This window comes from Peribacillus cavernae (genome assembly GCF_003989135.1).
Taxonomy (GTDB): domain Bacteria; phylum Bacillota; class Bacilli; order Bacillales; family DSM-1321; genus Peribacillus; species Peribacillus cavernae.
On the sequence record NZ_RYZZ01000037.1, the window covers coordinates 1 to 20,836 of the forward strand.

18 protein-coding genes and 1 tRNA gene are annotated in these 20,836 nt (G+C 39.7%); 7 read left to right on the top strand and 12 right to left on the bottom strand.

The window, feature by feature from the left end:
• Window positions 1-496: 496 nt before the first annotated feature.
• Window positions 497-679, top strand: a complete 183-nt coding sequence (locus ELQ35_RS18755; RefSeq protein ID WP_126866720.1) for a hypothetical protein — start codon at window positions 497-499, stop codon at window positions 677-679.
• Window positions 680-1,011: 332 nt separating this feature from the next.
• Here ELQ35_RS18755 and ELQ35_RS18760 read toward each other — a convergent pair whose 3' ends face one another.
• Window positions 1,012-1,929, bottom strand: coding sequence for a DMT family transporter (locus ELQ35_RS18760; protein WP_126866721.1), 918 nt, complete (start codon window positions 1,927-1,929; stop codon window positions 1,012-1,014).
• 173 nt (window positions 1,930-2,102) lie between these two features.
• Here ELQ35_RS18760 and ELQ35_RS18765 point away from each other — a divergent pair, with 173 nt between their 5' ends.
• From ELQ35_RS18765 to ELQ35_RS18775, 3 genes are all read left to right on the top strand, one after another.
• On the top strand, window positions 2,103-2,813 hold the full coding sequence (locus ELQ35_RS18765) for an MgtC/SapB family protein (RefSeq protein ID WP_246026137.1): 711 nt from the start codon (window positions 2,103-2,105) through the stop codon (window positions 2,811-2,813).
• A gap of 100 nt (window positions 2,814-2,913) precedes the next feature.
• Window positions 2,914-2,986 (top strand) — tRNA-Ala (locus ELQ35_RS18770).
• Window positions 2,987-3,106: 120 nt separating this feature from the next.
• Window positions 3,107-3,799, top strand: coding sequence for a tyrosine-type recombinase/integrase (locus tag ELQ35_RS18775; protein WP_126866722.1), 693 nt, complete (start codon window positions 3,107-3,109; stop codon window positions 3,797-3,799).
• A gap of 32 nt (window positions 3,800-3,831) precedes the next feature.
• On the opposite strand, the gene ELQ35_RS18780 is transcribed toward ELQ35_RS18775, so the two are convergent.
• The 3 genes from ELQ35_RS18780 to ELQ35_RS18790 all read right to left on the bottom strand — a co-directional run bounded on the left by ELQ35_RS18780 (window position 3,832) and on the right by ELQ35_RS18790 (window position 9,264).
• Complete coding sequence (locus ELQ35_RS18780; protein WP_126866723.1) at window positions 3,832-4,374, bottom strand: GNAT family N-acetyltransferase; 543 nt, start codon at window positions 4,372-4,374, stop codon at window positions 3,832-3,834.
• A 396-nt stretch (window positions 4,375-4,770) separates the two neighbouring features.
• On the bottom strand, window positions 4,771-6,027 hold the full coding sequence (locus ELQ35_RS18785; protein ID WP_126866724.1) for a YeeE/YedE family protein: 1,257 nt from the start codon (window positions 6,025-6,027) through the stop codon (window positions 4,771-4,773).
• 132 nt (window positions 6,028-6,159) lie between these two features.
• Window positions 6,160-9,264, bottom strand: coding sequence for an efflux RND transporter permease subunit (locus ELQ35_RS18790; protein ID WP_126866725.1), 3,105 nt, complete (start codon window positions 9,262-9,264; stop codon window positions 6,160-6,162).
• Between the two features lie 188 nt (window positions 9,265-9,452).
• Here ELQ35_RS18790 and ELQ35_RS23255 point away from each other — a divergent pair, with 188 nt between their 5' ends.
• Window positions 9,453-9,548, top strand: a complete 96-nt coding sequence (locus ELQ35_RS23255) for a hypothetical protein (RefSeq protein WP_246026138.1) — start codon at window positions 9,453-9,455, stop codon at window positions 9,546-9,548.
• A gap of 136 nt (window positions 9,549-9,684) precedes the next feature.
• On the opposite strand, the gene ELQ35_RS18795 is transcribed toward ELQ35_RS23255, so the two are convergent.
• From ELQ35_RS18795 to ELQ35_RS18815, 5 genes are all read right to left on the bottom strand, one after another.
• Entirely contained in the window at window positions 9,685-10,371 is a 687-nt protein-coding gene (locus ELQ35_RS18795; RefSeq protein ID WP_126866726.1) for an ABC transporter permease, read from the bottom strand.
• Between the two features lie 69 nt (window positions 10,372-10,440).
• Window positions 10,441-12,411: a DUF6449 domain-containing protein gene (locus tag ELQ35_RS18800; RefSeq protein ID WP_126866727.1), complete on the bottom strand. Its 1,971-nt coding sequence runs from the start codon at window positions 12,409-12,411 to the stop codon at window positions 10,441-10,443.
• Window positions 12,386-13,285, bottom strand: a complete 900-nt coding sequence (locus ELQ35_RS18805; protein WP_126866728.1) for an ABC transporter ATP-binding protein — start codon at window positions 13,283-13,285, stop codon at window positions 12,386-12,388. Before ELQ35_RS18805 ends, ELQ35_RS18800 begins: the two co-directional genes overlap by 26 nt.
• Window positions 13,263-13,667: a GntR family transcriptional regulator gene (locus tag ELQ35_RS18810; RefSeq protein ID WP_126866729.1), complete on the bottom strand. Its 405-nt coding sequence runs from the start codon at window positions 13,665-13,667 to the stop codon at window positions 13,263-13,265. Before ELQ35_RS18810 ends, ELQ35_RS18805 begins: the two co-directional genes overlap by 23 nt.
• A gap of 157 nt (window positions 13,668-13,824) precedes the next feature.
• Entirely contained in the window at window positions 13,825-14,502 is a 678-nt protein-coding gene (locus ELQ35_RS18815; RefSeq protein WP_126866855.1) for a TerC family protein, read from the bottom strand.
• A gap of 388 nt (window positions 14,503-14,890) precedes the next feature.
• On the opposite strand from ELQ35_RS18815, the gene ELQ35_RS18820 reads away from it, so the two are divergent.
• On the top strand, window positions 14,891-15,349 hold the full coding sequence (locus tag ELQ35_RS18820) for a hypothetical protein (protein WP_126866730.1): 459 nt from the start codon (window positions 14,891-14,893) through the stop codon (window positions 15,347-15,349).
• 394 nt (window positions 15,350-15,743) lie between these two features.
• Here the strand turns inward: ELQ35_RS18820 and ELQ35_RS18825 are convergent, their stop codons facing one another.
• The 3 genes from ELQ35_RS18825 to ELQ35_RS18835 all read right to left on the bottom strand — a co-directional run bounded on the left by ELQ35_RS18825 (window position 15,744) and on the right by ELQ35_RS18835 (window position 18,802).
• Window positions 15,744-17,045, bottom strand: a complete 1,302-nt coding sequence (locus tag ELQ35_RS18825) for an MFS transporter (RefSeq protein ID WP_126866731.1) — start codon at window positions 17,043-17,045, stop codon at window positions 15,744-15,746.
• A 260-nt stretch (window positions 17,046-17,305) separates the two neighbouring features.
• A complete protein-coding gene (locus ELQ35_RS18830) occupies window positions 17,306-17,920 on the bottom strand; it encodes an ArsR/SmtB family transcription factor (protein WP_126866732.1) in 615 nt (204 codons plus the stop codon).
• A 453-nt stretch (window positions 17,921-18,373) separates the two neighbouring features.
• The gene (locus ELQ35_RS18835; RefSeq protein ID WP_126866733.1) at window positions 18,374-18,802 is read right to left on the bottom strand and encodes a cell wall hydrolase; all 429 of its coding nucleotides are present in this window, start codon (window positions 18,800-18,802) and stop codon (window positions 18,374-18,376) included.
• A gap of 338 nt (window positions 18,803-19,140) precedes the next feature.
• Here ELQ35_RS18835 and ELQ35_RS18840 point away from each other — a divergent pair, with 338 nt between their 5' ends.
• Entirely contained in the window at window positions 19,141-20,508 is a 1,368-nt protein-coding gene (locus tag ELQ35_RS18840) for an amino acid permease (protein WP_126866734.1), read from the top strand.
• Window positions 20,509-20,836 lie beyond the last annotated feature (328 nt).

The following is a 20,836-nucleotide window of genomic DNA, read 5'->3' on the forward strand; positions in this document are numbered from 1 at the left end:
TCCTGAGCCAGGATCAAACTCTCCGAAGAAATGTTTTGATGCACACGGATGTGCTAACATCGGCGTTGTCACAGGACGTGACGAACTTAGCCGATGATCCTTAACTCTTGCATTTTTTAAGTGTTTGCTCACTTTTAAAAATTAACGTTGGCGCTTTGTTTTGTTCAGTTTTCAAAGAGCAAATTCTTGCAGCTTCTCTTGGAAGCGACTTTATTATCATAACATCTTCTTCCTACTCTGTCAATAACTTGTTTAAAATAGTTTTTTAAACAAATATTCAAGGAAGTAATCTGCTTATTTAGCGACAAAAAATAATATATCATAAAAAAATTACGTTTGCAATATACTTTTTTTCTAAAATAGATAGTCGCAAAAATTCAACACATATATCAATAAGAATATAACGTAAACGAAGAAACATCATAAAAGAATTTCAGCATATTTTCCACAAATACTGAATAACATTTTTTATAAACTCCTATTCTGAGGTGAAGCAATGGATATAGCGCTAGTCGGACTATTGGTTTCTTTTTTTATGGCTTTATATTTGTTCAGTGTGGCCTTTATAGAGGCTATTAAAATCAGCAATCAAGAAGGAAAAGTAAAAGGAACAACATTGATAATGAGTGTGTCGATGGGGTTCATCTTTACCCATTTTTCCCATACTTTCTATAACTAAAGGCAGTAAGCCATTTTTAGGCTTACTGCCTTTCCCTTAAATCGAAGAAAGAATCGTATTAACAAATATTCAGTTCAGTAATAACCCTGTTGTCTTCTATCATTGCCTTACGGATATGGATCCTTTTAGAAAAATTATCTTTGAATCTTTTAAAAAAAGCTTCGGCCTGTTCCATTGTCTGGAGAGGTGACATAATATATCATTAAATATTGGGTATGAAAAAATGGCAAAAATGGTTTGATTATCTACATTTACGATTTCCCTGAGTGTCAGCCTCTCTGTCTTGAGGATGGGAAAAGAATCATCGCAGTTGAATTTCATTATATGCCCCCTTACCTTGAAGATGCAGCTTTTTCCATTACATTCTCAGCCGCTTTTGTTTTCTTTTCATCTTTAAGAAATATGATTAAACTGGCGATGATTACAACACCACCGACTACCTGGGTCCAGAGAATCTTTTCATCTAATATAAAGAATGCTAATATGGATGCTCCTACCGGCTCCATCAAGATTGCCATAGAAATCGTAGTCGTGTTCAACCATTTCAGTGACCAATTAAACAGTGAATGACCTAATAAATTCGGAAACACTGCAAGCAAAATGAAATAGATCCAGTCTTCAGTAGGGTATGGTCCGAGCGACTCTCCTGCTATAGTTACATAAAGAAATAAAGTAACCGTACTTATTCCATATACCATGAAGGTATAGGTCGTTGATGAAATCCTTTTTCTGACTGATTGGCCAAGTAATAGGTAAGCAGTAATCAGTGCACACGCTATTAAGGAAAGAATATCTCCCCAAAGTGCGAGCCCACTGATTTGAAAATCCCCCCAGCTAATAACGAGACTGCCAGCTACAGCAACGATCCCGCTTATGATAGCCCGAATCGAAAAACGTTCTTTAAAAAACAAAAAGGCGCCGGCAAAGGCAAACAGCGGCTGCAGGGTAACCAGGACAGTTGAACTGGCAACAGATGTGTAATCTAATGATTCGAACCATAAAATAAAATGAAAAGCTAAAAAAATACCTGCAAAAATGGATAGAAATAAATCCTTTTTATTGATTACTTTTAATTCCGGGAGATTTTTCAATAAGAAAAATGGCAGCATAAGTAACATGGTAAATAATAAGCGATAAAATGCAATCACTCCTGAAGAAGCCGACGAAACTTTAACCAGGATCGCTGAAGCAGAGACAGATGCGACCCCTATTGCTAATGCTGCATATGGATTAAACTTTGGCTCTTGCATAAACAATCCTTTCCACTAGTATGTAAAGTTTATCTATAATTGTACAATAAGTGATGCAAAAATGTAGCTTACCGGCCAATATTTTTATAGATTTAGTAAATTCTCTTTAGGGTATTAAAAAATGAGTGGACAGCAAGAATAGTCAACAATACAGATGGAAGGTGGTTGTTATAGTGACGGATTGGATTTTTAACCCTGAATTAGAAACACAAATTCTAATTAAGCTTGGTATCTCTGCCATTTTAGGTTTGATTATCGGCATTGAAAGAGAGATGAAAGGAAAGCCGGTGGGTTTGAAAACAACATTGGTCATTTCAATTGTTAGTTGCTTATTAACAATTGTTTCAATAGAATCGGCTTATATGTTTCCGGGAAGCGACCATCTAAATGTTACGATGGACCCATTACGTCTTGCTGCCCAAATTGTCTCCGGAATCGGTTTTCTGGGAGCGGGTGTCATTTTACGCCGTGACAATAACAGAATTTCCGGATTAACAACTGCAGCTATCATTTGGGGTGCGGCGGGAATCGGAATTGCAGTTGGCGCAGGTTTTTATCTCGAAGCAATCGTCGGGGTTTTCCTGCTAATCATTAGCGTCGAATTCATTCCTTACACGTTGAAACAAATTGGACCGAAACAATTGCGCCAAAAGGAAATCGCGTTGAAGTTGATAATTGACAAAAAAGAGGACATTGCGAAAGTCATGAATAAAATTGACGAAGAAAAAATTCTAGTGAAAAATATCCGGATCAAGGATCTTGAGGAAAACCGGCATTCTATTTACCTCAGAATAACAGTCGACCAAAAACGCAAGACGACCGATGTCTATTATACGATCTCCAATTTTCAGGAAATTGCAAAAATGGAAATTGAAAATTTGTAAACAATAAAATCCGGTTGAATCTAATCAACGGATTTTATTTTTTTCAAAACCTTATTGACATTTTTTCAAAAAAAGCTAAAATAAATCTTGTGACTTATACGGGGGATTAGCTCAGCTGGGAGAGCGCAACGCTGGCAGCGTTGAGGTCAGGGGTTCGAGCCCCCTATTCTCCATCATCGCGGTTTAACAGCGTTTGTAGGCGGTTAATATCGCTCTTATATCGCACAGCGTAACGCTTCCTTATTTCCGATCACTTTACGGTGACTTAATCGGAATGAGGAGGCGTTTTTGTTATGCATTCGGAAAATCGGCGAGGTAAACGGGTAAAAGGCACGCGCACAGTATCAACTAAGCGGAAGCCATATTCGCTCGAGTTATTATCGGATAAAGTATACAACGTAAAGCGCGCGGAGGGATTAGCCGATACTACATTATGGCGATACCGGCATGCCTTTAATTTATTAACGGAATTCTTAGGCGGTGATGATGTGCGGGTGCTGGACGTTGAAAAAAGCCGGGAGTTTGCCGCATGGTTACTTAATGACCGTGTTAAATTCGACGGACATAAATATAAGAAGGAAGAAGACAAAACGAAAGGGTTATCGCCCAGGACAGCGAATGACATCGTTAAGTTACTGCGGACATCCTTTCGCTTCTTAGTTTCGGAGGAATTAGCCATGGACAACCCGTTTGATTCCGTAAAAACCATTAAGCAGCCCGAAAAGGTAATCGAAATATTAACGGTCGAGGAGTTAAAGGCGCTATTAAATACACCGGATCAGCGCGACTATTCTTCGTTTAGGGATGCGGTAGTCATGCACGTTCTGACCGATACAATGGCACGGATAAATGAAATACTTTCGCTGAAGGTTAGCGACTTAGACCTGCCGAACTTAACGATTACACTTAGGCCTGAAGTTACAAAAACGAGGAAGGGCCGGTTCCTGCGTATTACTAAGCTGACAGCGCGCTCGTTAATTTTATAATTATTATATTGGCGAAGTATTGAATGATTTTTTCACTTGTATCTTCCCATAATAATGGTGTTATAGTATTTACCGTCAGAAAGGATTTTGTCCTTTTTTAATATTCCTTCTATTTCAAAGCCAAGCTTTCTATAAAGTGTAATGGCTTTATCGTTTGTTTCTAAAACATTCAAAGTAATTTTTTTAATGCGGTTGGAGTCAGCCCAAGAAACAGATTCTTTTAAAAGATTTTTCCCAATACCATATCCCCAAAAATCTTTTAATACGCATACTCCAAATTCCACTTTATGAGCGAATCTATTTAAATAAATTCCTTCGCATCTTGAAAACCCGACGATCCGATCACGAACTACAGCAACTAAAAATAAGTTTCTTGGATTCTCAGTGTCCGTTTTTATAATCTGTTCAAATCCTGGTATATCTATGAACGCCTCCCCTTTTTCTCGGTCCAAATTTTCGGTCTCTCCATCAATCTGTAATCTTATTTCAGACAAATCTTTTGCATCTTTATCGATTGCAGATCTAACAGTATAATTTACCCCATTAACATAAAATTCTTGTTTGTTTAGTATCATGATATACTCCATTCATAGTAAGTTGATTTAGAAAAATAAAACAAGGGAAAGCGTTGTAATATTATAATTTCTGCTCCCATCAAATAACCTGTCCACGTTTGTTCAATAAGATATTTGCTAAATGGTAAATCTTGATAATCTTAGCCTATCATAGGTTGCATCAGTTGCGAATAAGCAGCGACAAAACGTTCATTCACATCTTTCAGTGTGCCAAAAATAAATTTACCAAGGTCCAATGTGCTCCGTATTAAAAAAAGCCCAATCCCTCGTTTAAATAAGGGATTGGGTTTTCTATTATAACTTCGGACACGGTTGTTAATGAATGACCCATGATGGACCAAGTAATTATTTTAGACCTGTTGTTTATAGGATCCAAAAAGTCCCTTGTTCATTTGATCAACAAATAGAATCTGTTGGTTTAGGATTTTTCAGTCCGAAGAGCGGGCGGATAAATAAGGCTAAGAGAGTCCCGAGCATCGCCATGACCATCCATACCCAGCCGTGGAGACTGAAGGATGCAATGCCACCGAAGTAAGCGCCGATGTTACAGCCGAATGCAAGGCGGGCTCCATATCCCATCAAAATTCCACCGATGATCGATGCTCCCGCAACTCCTGGTTTGATTCTTTTAGGCTTGAATGTTCCTTGAGCAGCTGCAGAAATAAAAGCACCCAGGATAATCCCAAAGTTCATTACGCTTGTGGAGTCCGCTAAAACGGTTTGTGTAAGGGCCGCTCCGTTAGCTCCTGAGAAGTAGCCCCAGCTTGAAACATCAACGCCCATTGCCATGAGTGCCTTTCCTCCCCAAAGAGAAAATGCAGAAGTGATTCCCCATGGATTTCCCCTGATTGTTAAGGTTAACGCGTTCAAAATAGCGAGAATGATCGCCGCTGCAAACAGCGGCCAGGAACCGCGAATGACCTTTTTCCAGCCTCTAGTTGTCGGAAGTGGTTTCATCATCGGAGGATTTTTCTTTTTTGCGATCTGAACGGTAATCCAATAAATAGCCGCAAACACGGCCATTTGAACCAACCAGGCTCCAAAGTAACCGAGGCCAGTTGATTCAGCCAGGGAAATCGGCGGAAGGGTTGGAGTGTCTTCCATCCAGAATGTGAAATGCTTAGCTCCAAGAACGGAGCCTGCAATAAAGGCAAGAAGCGTTAAAATCATCGAAGACGAGCCGCCTCCAACCGAATACAATGTTCCGGAAGCACAGCCATTTCCGAGCTGCATTCCAATCCCAAAAATAAAGGCACCAAACAAGACACTTACCCCGACAGGCGATACATAACCAGCTGGTTTAATTCCGGTAAAGCTGAAACCTGAACTTAATATAAGTGCAAATAAGGTAGTGGCTATCGCAAGCATAAGCATATGTGCTTGAAGTCCCTGGACATTTCCAACCGACATCAGCCGGCGAAACGCAGACGTAAACCCAAAACGGGCATGAAGTAAGGTTGCGCCAAGTGCAAGTCCAATAATGAACAGCACACCTTGTGTCCAGTTGGCAACATTGCCAATAACAATAAAGAGAATAATTGCGGCAAGAATTCCAACCGTTACTAAAGGTTTTTGCATTGGGCTGAGCTCTGTGACAACGGTTGTTGATTTTTGATTCCATTGTGTTGCTGTATTTAAAGTAGTTTGCGCCATTTTATTCACTCCTTATCTTATAGATTTAGTCGGTTTTTATCTTAATACACCATATACCGATTTGACAGGAAAGTAAAATACCCAGCCTACTATAGAAAAGGTTGCTGTAGTTCAGCAACCTTTTTTGTAGTGTTATCCACTTTCTTTTTTGGCTTTATTGATAAAAAATAGCTCATATACCACTGGTACAATAATTAAAGTTAATAGTGTAGATGAGGTAAGCCCTCCAATCACTGTAATGGCCAGACCTTTGGAAATCAGTGTACCCGAAGATGTTGTCAAGGCTAAGGGCAATAAAGCGGTAATTGTTGCGAATGCCGTCATTAATATGGGGCGAAGCCTTGTTTTTCCGGCTTCCATTAACGACTCACGTATTGGCATTCCTCGTTCTTCCCTATTTTGGCCTACTCGATCAACAAGGACAATTGCATTCGTTGTGACAATCCCAATCAGCATAAGGAAGCCGATCATCACACTGACAGACAGCGGTTCTTGCATCAGATACAATGCGATTAATGAACCAACCGGGATAAATAAGAGAGAAGATAAAATAACAAACGGAATGCGCGCTTTCCCAAACGTAATAAGCATTGTCAAATACACAAGACCTATCGCCACGATAATAGCGACGCCAATGCTTTGGAAGATTTCAACGGTGTCATAACTTCCACCTCCGCTCTCCAGTGACACCCCTACTGGCAAGGTAATATCCGTCTTTATTCCGCTCGTCACTTCCTGGGAAACGGTTCGCACATCATTCCCTTTAACTTGTGCACTCACGCGGGCGTACACTTTTCCGTCCAAACGCTGTATCGAAGTGAAACTCTCTACTTGCTTCACGCGCGCTGCTTCTGACAATGGCACTGGTCCCTGTGGTGTGAATAAGAAGACACCTTTTAGGTCATCCTCTGTTTTCAAGTCTTTATCATAAGTTAACTGAACTTCTTGTTCTTTTCCATTGAGTGTAAGTTCTCCTGCACTTACTGGGCTCGTTTGGTCGTTGATCGTGCCGAGAATTTGATATCCGCTTAACCCGAGCAATGATGATTTTTCCGAATCAATTTGCACGAGATATTGTTTTTGCTTATCGGTGAAATTACTTGATACATATTTTAAATCCTCGTTGTCTTTCATGTAGTTCTCTACTTGCTTTGCTGCCTTTTCCAAGGCCTCCAAGTCATTTGAAAACAGGTCGATGTCTACGTTGTTGTTCGTGGGTGGCCCGCTCGTGTTCAGCTCTTCGATCGTTACTTTTGTGTTGGCTTCATCTTCTTTTACGAGCTTTTCCATCTTGTTTTGCAGCCTTGCGATAGAAGCTTGAACATCTGCTTGGTCAGTTAGATTGACAAAGTAGCTTGCCTTATTTTCTAGTTTCAAACCAGTAAGGAAATCCCGGCTGCCAATACTTGCGGTAACATGCTCCACATCATCTTGTTGATCCAGCATCTTTTCAATCTTTATCGACAGTTCATCTGTTTTCTCAAGTGCAGACGCTGCCGGCAACTCGATCGAGGCGGTTAGCGTTCTTTGGTCTTCGTTTGGTATGAACGTAAAACCCAAAGTTGGCACTATCGCAAGCGAGCCAGCTAACAGCAGCGCAGAAACAGTCAAAATGCTCGTTTTATGATTTAAAGAGTACTCAATCATTTTTCCATAGGCACGCTGTAAATGACCTTCTTTTTCTTCTTTAGGGACTTTCTTAAAGGCGAGTTTTGCCATAATCGGAACAATGGTGACTGCCACAAACAAGGAAGCCAATAGCGAGAAAACGATAGTCAATGCAAACGGTAAAAAGAATTCCCCAGTAATTCCGCCGATAAATGCAAGAGGTAAAAAGACAACGACCGTTGTGATTGTAGAAGACGTAATCGCTTTTAGTATCTCTTTAGTCGAATCCAAAATGATCGTGTTTGTCATCCCGTCTGTTGATTTTCGAACACGCCGGAAAATATTTTCGATGACGACGATACTATCATCAACGACCCGGCCAACGGCAACGGCCATTCCGCCCAGCGTCATAATATTAAGTGATACATCAAGCTGCTTTAAAAAGATAGCTGAAACTAGTAACGATAACGGGATCGAAACAATCGCAATCAGCGTTGCACGTATATTTCGCAAAAACAAGAGCACCGCAATGGAAGCAAACAGGGCACCAAGCAATCCTTCTTTCACGAGTGATGATACCGATTTTTTCACATCAGTTGCTGAGTCTAGTCCAATCGAATAATCAAGCTCATTTTTATACTTATCCAATACTTTGATCACATCGTCGGCTACATCGACCGTGTTGGCATCCTGTTTTTTCGTGATTGCCATCGATAAAGCATCTTTTTCATCAAATCTCGCCTTTTCACTTTGCTCAGAAACCGTTTCTACCTTCGCGATATCCTTTAACAAGATAAGTTTTGGAGTCGATACTTCTGTACCTGCAGATGAGGGACCAGCCTGGCTCCCCGACCGTGGACCGCTGGCTGACTGTGAGGGTCCAGGAGCAGCTTGAGCAGAAGCAGTCAGTTGTAAGCTTTCGAGTTTTTTCACGGTATCTAGTTTCTCTTCTACACGAATTGGGATTTGCAAATCAGATTCGCTCAATTGGCCAGCTGGAAATGAGAGAAATTTTCCGTTGATTTGTTCTTTAATTGTCTGTAAGCTCAGACCTGCTTCAGCAGCCTTTTTCTTATTGACGGTAATTTGCACCAGATTGTCAGTAAAACCGCCGACCGACACACTGTTGATTCCCTGGATTTTGTTTAACTCCGGGATGACATCTTCTTTTAACAACTTGTCAATATTGTTGTCTTCCTTACCGAATAAGGAGATGTTATAAATCGGAAAGGAACCAAATGAAAACCGGCTTACATTCACTTCAACTTCATCAGGCAAGGAGGCGTCTTTAACAAACGTGTTGATTTGCTGTTCAACCTGATCCATGTCCGTGTCAAAAGGGAATTCCAAATTGATCATTCCAACACTTTCAAATGAGGAGCTTGTTAGCTTTGTGGTTCCTTCAATTGATTTAAATTGATTTTCCAGCCTCGAGGTGACTTGAGTGCTAACATCTTCCGGAGAAGCCCCCGGGTAAACGGCTTCAACTGAAATTTGTGGAAACTCAATATCCGGAAACTGCGCGACTTTTAACTGCGTGAAAGAATAAACGCCTCCCAAAATAAATAAAAAAGAAATGATAAAAACCGCTGCAGCATTCTTTAAGCTGAATTTAGTCAAGAAATTCATTTGATATTTCCCCTTTATCCTCTCGATATTTACTAATTTTACATTAGTATTATTTTACAGGAAAATATAGAACTTCGGCATTTCATTCAAGCTATTAGCCATTATCTATTTTTTCATATAGATGATACTGGATGTTTGCCTGGCCGCTAACAGGGGAACTTTATAACTATTACAGGAGGGATATTCCAATGAAGAAACTAATAAAAACCGCCATGAAATGGGGACCAGCCATTTATCCAATTGTGAAAAAGATCTTGAATAAACGGAAAAGGGCTGCGAAATAAATACGCTGACTTTGAAGTTTTAAAATGAGGACAGGCATCCCTACAAGCGGATGCCTGGTTTCTGACAGAAAGTATAACTTTTTCAATGAGTACTGGATCCAGCGCAAACAGCCACGCCCCTCAGAGCTCCGCTTTTCTAGATTTCTCTTTTCATCGCCCGGAGCACGTCAACTTGAGTTGCTCTCTTTGCCGGCCTAAATCCGGACAGGATCGTTACGCCATAGCAAATGACAACGCATATCAATGGAAGCATTAGCGGAATATCGCTGAACATTAGATTTTGGGGCGGCTCTTCTCCAAAAGCCTGCTGGATAATTAGCGGAATTCCCAGATTGACGGCATGACTGATGCCGTATGATACAACCGTACCGATTACCGCCCCAATTAATCCAATATAGCTGCTTTCCAGTAAAAAGATGTTTTTAATCGTACGCGGATTAGCCCCGATTGCTTTCATGATACCAATATCGGGCGCCCGCTCTGTCACTGCCATTGTCATCGTGTTATAAATTCCAATTGAAGCAATCAGGATAGCAATCGTACCAATGAAAATGAGCCCAGCTTTAACAATCGTAAAGATGATATTGACTTCTTTTAATTCGTCCAATACTGAATAAGTTGCGTATTTATTATCCTTTAATTGCTTTACAATCCCTTCAACAGCCTCTACATTTTTCGCATAAATCTTCACTTCATCATAAGTGTCAGAACCTGTACCAGAATTCTCAACATTCGAATCCTTTAACGCTCCTCTTGGCGTCCCAGTGAATTTTTCGATATCTCTTAATACATTTTCGGAAATGAATACCGTGTTATTATACATCCATTCTTTTGTTGAATTCCCGCCTAACTTCGTTGAATTCGCCTCGAGTGCAGCTGTGGAAAGATATAATCACTGGTCGTGATCTTTTATGAAATCAGGCACGTGCTCCTCGTCAAACCACTTGATTTCCTGGTCAATTTGCCCTTTGTAATAAAAAGCAGCTATGTAGCCATTTTGAGAAACCTGGCTTGCCTGGTCCAGACACAATTCAATTTTGTCTTTATCGGTTACTTTGATGATTCCTCTATCCTTTTCATGTTCTTTGAACCACTCTATAGCTGATCCTGGATTATCTTCAAATTCAGATGAATTATTCCTGGCAACAAGAACATAGGAAATATCGTCAGCTGTCACTTTAGCCTGGGCGAGCATATTCTTTTTCTTGAGCCAATGATTAAACTTTTTGTAGGAAGGCTTGATTTCAAGATGGACCGACTTATCTTTATCTCCAAAAATCTCAGTGTTCGAGAAATTGTCACGATAATAAACGGAATCATTATATGTCTCGTTCAATACTTCTTCTTTCAAGATGGAAACAGCTTCTTTCAGGTCGACCGGCTCTGTTATCATTGCCTGTCTATTGAATGGGCCGTTGGGAGTCATCGTGATTCGATCCGCCTCGTTTTCGTTAAGTTTGAAAATTTCATTTGTGGACAGCTTAAACTCCCTGGATTCAAAAATCGGACGATATAAATCTTTATGTTGTTCTTTATTGATCGCATATTCGCGGATCACTTTTTTGCCATTTTTCAATTTATATACAAAGTAGCTCGTCTCGAAATATAAATTTTGCTTATCGCTGATGCTTTGTTTCTCAATGATTTGTCTATGAAGCTTCAGGACGGCCTCAATATTTTTTTCTTCTTTCAACGGAGAGGCAACGAAATTATGATAGTACGCTTCATCTTTATTCAGGTAAAGAGACGGATCATCAGTAAGAAACACACTTTTGATATCACTTTGTTCCGGCAAATGATCTTCATATCTGCTAAGCGCCTGGGTACCTGTTATCAAAACGACCATGACTGCTACATAAACAGCAAGCCCTTTAATCCTTCCAAAAACCCGCCATGTTTTTCGCAACACCATTTCTGCTGCAATGTAGCCAATTACAGCACCAATGGCATAGCCGAAGATCACCCAGCCAAAAGGAGCCTGCACCAAACTGAAATACGCCCCGCCCAGAAGCATTGTGCAAAAAGTGACCCCGTACTTGAAGATGGCCCGTAAATTGGAAAAAGCAATCGCTTCGGAGGCAGTTTCCACTTTTCTTCTTTGATAGAAAAACAACGACAAAGCATAAAGAACAATTATTAATACGAGATAAAGGATAATTTGAATCGATTGGAACGGCTTGTTTTCCAGAACGGCCGCGTAGGTAAGCGGCGACATTTTGTCCAATTCTCTGTTGAGATAGTAATCAGCCGGAAAACCATAGAGCAAAGTTTTTAAATTTAAAAACAACAATGAGACGATACCAACAGGGAAAAGAAGAAAAATATACGATAAGACTCCTTGAACTACGGAAATCCCTGTCATCATTCCGACAAAGACACTGGCTGTAAATAACAGCAAATTAAAAAGAATCGTAATGCCGGCCCAGTAAAAGATGTCGCTTATTTCAAAATAAGCTTCGAGATCCAGGCCAATATGGATGAAAAGAATGACAATTGCTATCAGGATGATTGGAAGAACAAGCAACGCCATGCCCGTTACTGAGTATTGATGATAAATCGTCTCTCTTTTCAATGGAAGGCTGTGCATGAGGTCAGCAGCTTGCTTGAGATGTAAAAATCGGAACAAAAAAATAGCGAGAAGTACAGGAACAATGATGAGAAAGACAAGCTGAATACCGAAATCATATTGAAACAGGCTGGCAACCTTCATGTATTTTCTGGTATTTTCATTTGAGTACGTCATCAGAATTCTTATCGGCAGCGCAAACAGCAGGCCAAAAAAATAGAAAATCGGGATCCATCCTACGCTTCGGACGATACGCAGGATGGCTTCTTTATTAAACAATGACATTTTTGATGGCATAGCCGATATCCCCCATTTCGTAAATAAAGATTTCCTCCAGTGTAAGTGGCAATAAATCAAAAATGACCGGTTTTGTCTTTCTGATTTGTTCAGCGATCTTCTCTTCCTTCCCTCTCACAATGCATATAAATACGCTTCCTCGTTTTTCTCTATGAAGCATATAAAGGCCTTCCAATGAATCCTCAGGCATCCCTTCTTTATAGGCAACTTGTATTTTATGTATATCTGATTTCAAGTCATCAAGCTCCTTTTCCAGCAGAAGTGAACCCCTATGGATGATTCCAATATGGTCGCATATATCCTCAATCTCCCTGAGGTTATGCGAAGAAATCAAAATCGTCATCTCTCGGTCGGCAACATCCTGGATCATCAGATTCTTCACTTTTTTCCTGACCACCGGATCAAGCCCGTCCATCGGCTCGTCCAAAATCAGGATTTGCGGTAGTGTTGAAAATGCGAGGATGAAAGCCGCCTGCCTTTGCCATCCTTTTGAGAATGTATGAATTCTTTTCTTCAGATCGATATCAAACCACTTAGCAAGTTTTTGAAAACGTTCATCACTCCATGACGGATAAATGCTTTTATAAAATTGCGCCATTTGTTTGATCGTGTAATGTGGAAGAAAATACGGCTGATCCGGGATGAAAAAGAGTTTCTGCTTCTGGTCCAGGTTTTCATATACCGCCTGCTCGTTTATGCTGACCTCACCCCTGTCCTGGCGGTAAATTCCGGCCAACAGTTTTAGCAGTGTCGTTTTCCCGGCCCCGTTTGAACCGATTAAGCCGTATATCGAACCTTTTTCAATCGAAAGATTTACGTTTTCAACAGCCTGATACCGATCAAATGTCTTGCTAACGTTTTTCATTTCTATCATCTTTATCGCCTCCCTCTTTTGAAGCATCTAATTCCTCGATTAGATGTATTAACTCTTTTGCTGTCACACCGAGGTATAAAGCTTCCAATATGTTTTTTTCGAGTTCCTTTTTGATATTCGTCAATTTCTCAGAGTCCTTTACGAGATTGAAGGAATTAACAAAGCTTCCCTTCCCCGGCAGTGAGTAAATGTAACTCTGGTTTTCAAGTTCCCGGTACGCTTTTTGTATCGTATTTGGATTTATCGTAAGTTGCTGTGCCAGTGTCCGAACCGACGGCAGTTGTTCATCAGGCTTGAGCACCTCATTGATAATCAGCTCTTTCAATTTATCGACAAGCTGCTCATAAATGGGTTTCCGGCTCCTCATGTCTAGCTCAAACATAGCGACCCCCAATCTGTACCAAGTGTACTACTATTGTTAATACAGTTAGATTATATGCTATTTATTGTCAAAAGGTAAACCCTTTTTTGTGAAAAAGTGCAAAAAAACCATCTCTTGATCAGAGACGGTTTGATAAAATTATTCTATTTAGCAAAAATTACACAGCGTTAGAAGTATCCTTTTTATTTTGCTTTCTTCTTAAGTAGCCAATACCCACTACAAGGATTACTAATAAAATCGGTAAACCGACATGGATTGCTTCCACTAAGTTTGGCATAGATGAATGTAAAAATTCATCAACCATTTGATCTCCAACAATCATTTCACCAGATGTATAAGCCAAAAGACCAGCACCCGCATAAACAATAACTGGAAATCTTTCCATAACCTTTAATATTAGTTGACTGCCCCAAACAATGATTGGAATTGAAATTAGAATTCCAATCAAGATTGGTACGAACCCGTGTGCAACACCCGCTAAAGCTAAAACGTTATCCAGTGACATTACAGCATCTGCGATAATAATTGTTCTAACGGCAGATGCCACTGTCTCACCACCGGCTTTGTGTTCTTTTTCTTTTCCTGCAAGTAAGCTATAAGCAATTTGGATGAGCAGAATTCCGCCAAGAGCTGAAATCAACGGTATTTTCAATAACCATACAATAATGGCCGCGAATAGTAATCGTAAAACAATCGCCCCTAAAGTTCCCCAAAAGATTGCTTTTCTTCGATGTTCTGCCGGTACATTTCTCGCGGCTAATGCAATAACGATAGCATTATCTCCACTTAATACAAGGTCAACACCAATAACTTTTAGAAGTGTTGCCATATCCATTCCTAAGAAATCCACTGTTTGTCCTCCTGAGAAATCATTGTTTATATGTCAGTTGACCTTTCTAGTTTCCATCTGTATCGCCATTTTAAACATATATATGATTGCCAAAGTATTTTAATATCCATTTGCCAAAAATGCAACAAGTTTTCCCACTCTTCCCTTTTCCAAGTTATAATGATAATAACTTGCAATGAAAATCAGTAAAAGCGAAAGTCTAAAAAGCTATACACAAAATGGTAATTCTGTGAAAAACCCAAAACCTCTTTATGTTTTTAAGAAAATTCAATATATTTAATATAAAGCTATTTTTCTTTCTAGATAGGACCATTAATTCATTTAGTCTCCCGGTTTAAAACTTTGTCAAATCTAAAGAAAGAAGGTACATAATATGAGTGGGAGTTTTTTTGCTGATTATAAAAAATTTATTGTTTTGCCTGAGGAAGAAGTTAGTAAAGAAGAATTTGATCCACAAAATTATGCCACATTTTATATCGTCACCCTTTCACTTTATGATTCTCTTTTAACGAACTGGAGAGAAGCAAATAAATATGAGATAGAAGTGGAAAAAAGTATTGAAACAGTACTAGAGGAATTTAATAGAAAACAGCGAGGGATTTATAACCTTCAAATACTTGAGCTTGAAAGTGACAATTCTTATTTTGTTTTGGCTCTCTCCTGTAAAAGTAAAATTGAAAATGAGGAAGCAAATGACCGTATTTCGCACATTTTAGAAAAGATCCTTTCAAATCCTTTTTATATTGGCCAGGGCTGGTACAAGTTAATCGGTGAAAAAGGAAGAATTGAACGTAAACTCTTTTGCTTTTCATTCAAAGAATATATGATATAAAATTGATAATTTATGGTACTAACCGATCTTAACAAATTAAAATTCAAGTGAATAACTACAACATTGTTTGCTTTTTCTGGAATCCTGGATATTTTTATACATAAAAAAGACCGCTGTTACGGTAACACCAAACGGTCTTGCAACTGACGTTCCCATTGAAGGGAATTAGCATAATGAGGAAGATAATCCACCATTAACGGCTGAGCTCAATGGTGGATTATCTTTTGCACGAAATTACAGGATAGCGCGGTCAAGCTTCCAAAAGCAGATGCAATAACCTCTGAACGTTTTTAATGCTGTTAAATGGCACTGAACCCAATATTTAGTTTAACCTACTCGTTCTTTATTAAAGGCAAACGTAAAATTCTCTATATACTCTTACACAGGCTTCAAATCAATTTATCATATCACTATATGGGCTCCCCTTTTCATACTCTTCTCCAAACTTCAATCCAAATGTCTCTGCACTTAATTCGGTTGCCTGCGGGAGTGCTCTTAATTTAGGATGAAAAAGCCAGACAATAGAGATAAACAGGATTCCTGCTCCTGTGAGTGCAAATAGGAATTGGCTATTAAAGACAGTAGCTAAATACCCCCCAAGTAACGAGCCGAATGGCATGGCTATTGCGCTCATGCTTCGGGAGACTGAATTAACTCTTCCCAGCACCTCATTTGGAATTACCATTTGACTGATGGTCCCAAATATGACATTGGTTCCGCCTATGGGTACCCATGCTAGACCAAACAGTATAATTGCAATAGTTGTAAAAGGAATTAGCGCAGCTAAAGTCCAACAACAAGCAGCTATTGCGAAGCTAATGATTGATAAGTATCCGGTTTTGAATTTCCCTAACCAGGATGCGAGCAAAGCTCCTATTAAAGAACCTGCGGATAAACCTGTAAGGAATAATCCGTAAACTTCCGAGCCTCCCCTGGAATCAGCAAACGATGGTAAAATAGCAAAGGTAATCCCAATAGCAAAGTTAGCGATAACAGAACCAATTAGGAAAGATCCCAGTAAGGAATGGAAAACGATGATAAATCCTTCCTTTAAATCGATAAGGTATTTTTTAATAGCATGACGTCCGTTTGTTTTGTTTTCTTGGATGTATTCTTTGTTGTTTCGAAGGGGTAATTTAACTAGGCTGAAGGATATCGCGGCAATAGCAAACGTAACGGAATCTACAATGTAAAGTGTCACAGCACCGACCATTGCCACGAGGATTCCGGCTGCCGCATTAAACACTAAATCAATACCTTGATAAGCAAAAGAGAAGAGGGAATTGCCTTTCATTAGTTCGGATTTTCCAAGCAATAAAGGAAGGGCTTTGGTTTGGGCCGGATAAGCAAACTGTTCAATAAAAGCGACTAGAGGCATAACAATCAAAATAAGCTGGACGGTCAAAAAATCAAACCTGTAAGAAATAGGAATAATCAGGATTAAGACACACTGAAGAATCTGTGTGAGAACTAAAGTCCTTTTAATCTGCCATTTGTCAACGAAAGGCCCAACAAGGAATTGTAAAGCTGTCGGAAGCATAGTCAAAAATCCCGCAAGACCGGAGTAAAAAGCACTTCCCCCCAGATCATAAACAAGCCACATGGCCGCGACATAATAAATGCTATCTCCAATATTGGTAATCATTCTTCCTAAAAACATAAACAAAAAGTTTTTATTCTTCAACAGCAGTTCCATTCTTCCACTCCTCAAGTCCATTATCGATAAGCTGATGAAATAAACGGCTCCCCGTCTCTGTGGAAGGCGTGGAAATGCCGGATTAGTACGAGCTTATTGCTATTCGCTTGATTAATGGAAGTTTTCGCTTAATTATCATCTTTTTCGCTTAATTCCCGGGTGTTTTCGCTTAATTCTATGAATTTTCGCTTAATTCCATGTTGTTATTATAGTTAGTCTAAAAAGTGGGCTGTCTTCGCCTTAACAGGCTTGCCAATTTGCTAGTTTTCTTTATTAAATCGCTTCATGGAAGGTTCATCAATTTGTAAAGCAGTGGTGGAAACAAAGTACACTTTGCTGTTTGGATTACTTTCCGCATCTTTTGCCATTCCTGTGATTTCTTCCATTAGATCAAAGTATTTTTTGATCCAGGCTTTGAATTGTTCCTCCGTAGCAGAAAACTCCCAGAGTGATCCAACATAATTCCATTGAGATGGATCTTCAGTAGCTTTATCCAGTTTAAAAGCTTCTTCCGGGGCTGCAAGAATATGTCTTTTTGTCCGTTCTGCCATTTGCAGTATTAATTGCCTGGATGTTTCACTCACATCTCCAATATGCGGAAGCAGTTCTGCTGCTGGAGTAAAGCCTCTTGCTACAGATTGGTAAAACTTTTGGATGATTCCATTCTTCTCTTCGGTATAGACAATTTCAATTAGGCCGTTTTTCTCAAGATCTTTTAAATGGTAATGAATCTTAGCCCGTGACATATTAAAATACTCCGATAATTGCTGCCCGGTATAGGGTTTCTCTAACAAACGCATCATCATTTCAGCACGAAAAGGATCAGAAAGTGCCTTTATCTGGCTAAACTCTGTTAAAGTGAGCATCGGTTTCAAAAAATCATCTCCATAAATAATTTATTACACGATTAAAATTAATTTAACTATATGTTATAAGAGTTGTATGCAAATTGCAACAATTTTCTGTACCTTAATTTACCTTTTAGTTTCCAAAGAAGTACTTTTTTGGCTAACAATCAATAGAAGCCAGGTCCCTTACTTGTTAGGAAGGTCCCATGAAGAGTACCAAAAGTAATCCAAGATAAGGATTGGCCATAAAACCATATGTAAATGCCAATAGACCGTAAGCAGCAGAACCGCACAACTAAACACACTTTGAATTCAACCAATTTTGAAGTTAATTCAACCAAACACAGCTTCAATATTTGAATATGCCACAACAATAAATGATACATAAGGATAAAGAATTACCTCTGCCTGTGCTTTCAATTTAAAAGGAGCTGTCCGCACAGCTCCTAACCTAATTCTTGTATTGAGATATCCCAATCGTTAGAAAGTATTATACACATTTTCACATACGGCGGACGTCGGTTCATAAAAGCAATGGAGCTTGTAGCGGCCGACAAAGGGCTGATCGTACCAGGTCGGAGGACAATCACCCGGCGGCCGGAAATACCATAAACTATATTTTGCCGGCCAGAACCTCTCTCCATTCACCGTACGACGTGCCAGCCTTCTTTCACTTTCCCTCGCTCTTTGATAAAAATATCCTTTTTGGACTGCTTCGAAGGCATGTTCCTGATAAATCATTTGAGGAATCGTCCGCAGCCCCTTGAATTCGGAACAATTCGCTCTTACCCGGTTTATCCCTACATTCCCGATGAGCAGCATCCCAAGGACTCCCTCTCCTTCACCTTCTGCCCTTAGCAATCTTGCCAATAAATCGATATCTGACTGCCTGGCGTTTACAACTGCCATTCCTTCACCTCCGCAAAATATTCCCTTTATCATATTCCATCCCGCCTGATTGATGACCCCTAATTAGAAATAAAAATTTTATTTTCATATAATTTCTATCGTCCGAATGCTCTATAACAAGCATGAAGGACTTGAAATATTTTCAAGATGAAAGTACATCCTGCCTATTTCTTCCCTCTATCCTTTACAAGCTAAAGTTTTATTACTATTATTTTTTATGATCAATAGTTAAGAAATGTCGATTTTTCTGGTATCATTTAGTGGTTGAAGCGTTTTCCGTTACATGTTCGTTTTTTTACATCACCGCACTCACAAAAATTAAGCAAAAGGAGAATCGTATGTCAAACAACAAAAAAGAATCACAGTTACATAGAGGATTGGAGCAAAGACATATTACCCTAATGTCTTTGGGTGCAGCGATTGGCGTCGGCCTATTTCTAGGCTCTGCTGATGCGATCAGACTTGCCGGGCCTGGGATTTTGCTAGCTTATGCTTTAGGAGGCCTGGTGATTTTCTTTATTATGAGAGCCCTTGGTGAAATGGCGATTACAAATCCGGTTGCAGGCTCATTCAGCCGCTATGCCAGGGATTATATAGGGTCGTTAGCTGGATATATTACCGGCTGGAATTATTGGTTTTTGTGGATTGTTACCTGTATGGCGGAAATTACCGCTGTGGGGATTTACATGCAGTTCTGGTTCCCCGGTACACCACAATGGATCTGGGCTCTTGGAGCATTGATCATTATGACCACCATTAATTTCATGGCGGTTAAGGCTTATGGGGAAGTAGAGTTTTGGTTTGCCCTCATTAAAATCGTTACGATTGTATTAATGATTGTAATGGGATTGGGAATTATCCTTTTTGGACTCGGTAATGGCGGAGTCGCCACCGGTTTCAGCAATCTTTGGAAACATGGCGGGTTTTTCCCGAATGGGTTCAACGGTGTGCTGATGTCCTTGCAGATGGTTATGTTCGCTTATCTAGGTGTAGAGATGCTTGGAGTAACCGCTGGGGAAGTCAAAAATCCCGAAAAGACGTTAGCTCGTGCCATTGACTCCGTCTTCTGGCGCATTCTGATTTTTTATGTTCTTTCTTTGACAGTAATTATGTCCATTTATCCATGGAATGAAATCACTCCCCAGCAAAGCCCGTTCGTTATGACATTTGAACAGCTCGGAATCAGGAGTGCAGCCGGGATCATTAACTTTGTCGTTCTTACCGCCGCTCTGTCTTCCTGCAACAGCGGGATTTTTAGTACCGGAAGAATGCTGTTTAATCTGGCTCAACAAAACGAAGCGCCAAAAAGATTCGAGCGGACAACCAAAGGCGGAGTACCTGGAGTCGCGATTATCGTCTCAAGTGTTGCTTTATTGATAGGTGTCTATTTGAATTATATCGTTTCTGAAAAGGTGTTTGGCTGGGTAACAAGCATCGCTACTTTCGGAGCCATCTGGACATGGGGAACAATCCTCGTTTCACAGATTTTGTACAGAAAAAAAATGACGAATGAACAGAAAAAAAATCTAAAATACAAGATGCCATGGTATCCATTCAGTTCTTATTTTTCATTGGCCTTTTTAGTACTGGTCATTATCGTGATGGGTTTCTCTGAAAAGACGATTGTCGCCCTTATCGTTGGACCGGTCTGGATCATCCTGCTTGTGGCTTGCTATTACGGATTTGGTTTGAATAGGAAGAAATAGTTCAGTCCAACCTCTTCCAATCTGGATGATTGGAAGGGGTTTTTCCTGCCTTAGTTATTATTAAACTAAATGCCAGAGTAAAGGAGTTCAAAAAGTCTGTATATGAAAACTTTATAGAAAGGAAAATAAAGGCAAATGTAATTTATAGACATTGAATACACAATTTCCGAAAAGGAAAATCGTTTTCAGGAATGGGCCTCTCGTATTTAGCTTTGACTAAAGCCTACAGTTTTTTCTCCAGCTTACCAAGGATAGCTTGTTTTCTTTTTCCTGAAATGCAGTGTATAATAAAACAAAAGCATTGCATATATTAAAAAGACCGTTGGTG

Bases quoted from the DNA above. Each gene is read 5' to 3' on its own strand.
- ELQ35_RS18755 (WP_126866720.1), top strand. From the start codon at position 497: ATGGATATAGCGCTAGTCGGACTATTGGTTTCTTTTTTTATGGCTTTA.
- ELQ35_RS18760 (WP_126866721.1), bottom strand. From the start codon at position 1,929: ATGCAAGAGCCAAAGTTTAATCCATATGCAGCATTAGCAATAGGGGTC.
- ELQ35_RS18775 (WP_126866722.1), top strand. From the start codon at position 3,107: ATGCATTCGGAAAATCGGCGAGGTAAACGGGTAAAAGGCACGCGCACA.
- ELQ35_RS18780 (WP_126866723.1), bottom strand. From the start codon at position 4,374: ATGATACTAAACAAACAAGAATTTTATGTTAATGGGGTAAATTATACT.
- ELQ35_RS18785 (WP_126866724.1), bottom strand. From the start codon at position 6,027: ATGGCGCAAACTACTTTAAATACAGCAACACAATGGAATCAAAAATCA.
- ELQ35_RS18790 (WP_126866725.1), bottom strand. From the start codon at position 9,264: ATGAATTTCTTGACTAAATTCAGCTTAAAGAATGCTGCAGCGGTTTTT.
- ELQ35_RS23255 (WP_246026138.1), top strand. From the start codon at position 9,453: ATGAAGAAACTAATAAAAACCGCCATGAAATGGGGACCAGCCATTTAT.
- ELQ35_RS18795 (WP_126866726.1), bottom strand. From the start codon at position 10,371: ATGTATAATAACACGGTATTCATTTCCGAAAATGTATTAAGAGATATC.
- ELQ35_RS18800 (WP_126866727.1), bottom strand. From the start codon at position 12,411: ATGCCATCAAAAATGTCATTGTTTAATAAAGAAGCCATCCTGCGTATC.
- ELQ35_RS18805 (WP_126866728.1), bottom strand. From the start codon at position 13,285: ATGATAGAAATGAAAAACGTTAGCAAGACATTTGATCGGTATCAGGCT.
- ELQ35_RS18810 (WP_126866729.1), bottom strand. From the start codon at position 13,667: ATGTTTGAGCTAGACATGAGGAGCCGGAAACCCATTTATGAGCAGCTT.
- ELQ35_RS18815 (WP_126866855.1), bottom strand. From the start codon at position 14,502: ATGGATATGGCAACACTTCTAAAAGTTATTGGTGTTGACCTTGTATTA.
- ELQ35_RS18820 (WP_126866730.1), top strand. From the start codon at position 14,891: ATGAGTGGGAGTTTTTTTGCTGATTATAAAAAATTTATTGTTTTGCCT.
- ELQ35_RS18825 (WP_126866731.1), bottom strand. From the start codon at position 17,045: ATGGAACTGCTGTTGAAGAATAAAAACTTTTTGTTTATGTTTTTAGGA.
- ELQ35_RS18835 (WP_126866733.1), bottom strand. From the start codon at position 18,802: ATGGCAGTTGTAAACGCCAGGCAGTCAGATATCGATTTATTGGCAAGA.
- ELQ35_RS18840 (WP_126866734.1), top strand. From the start codon at position 19,141: ATGTCAAACAACAAAAAAGAATCACAGTTACATAGAGGATTGGAGCAA.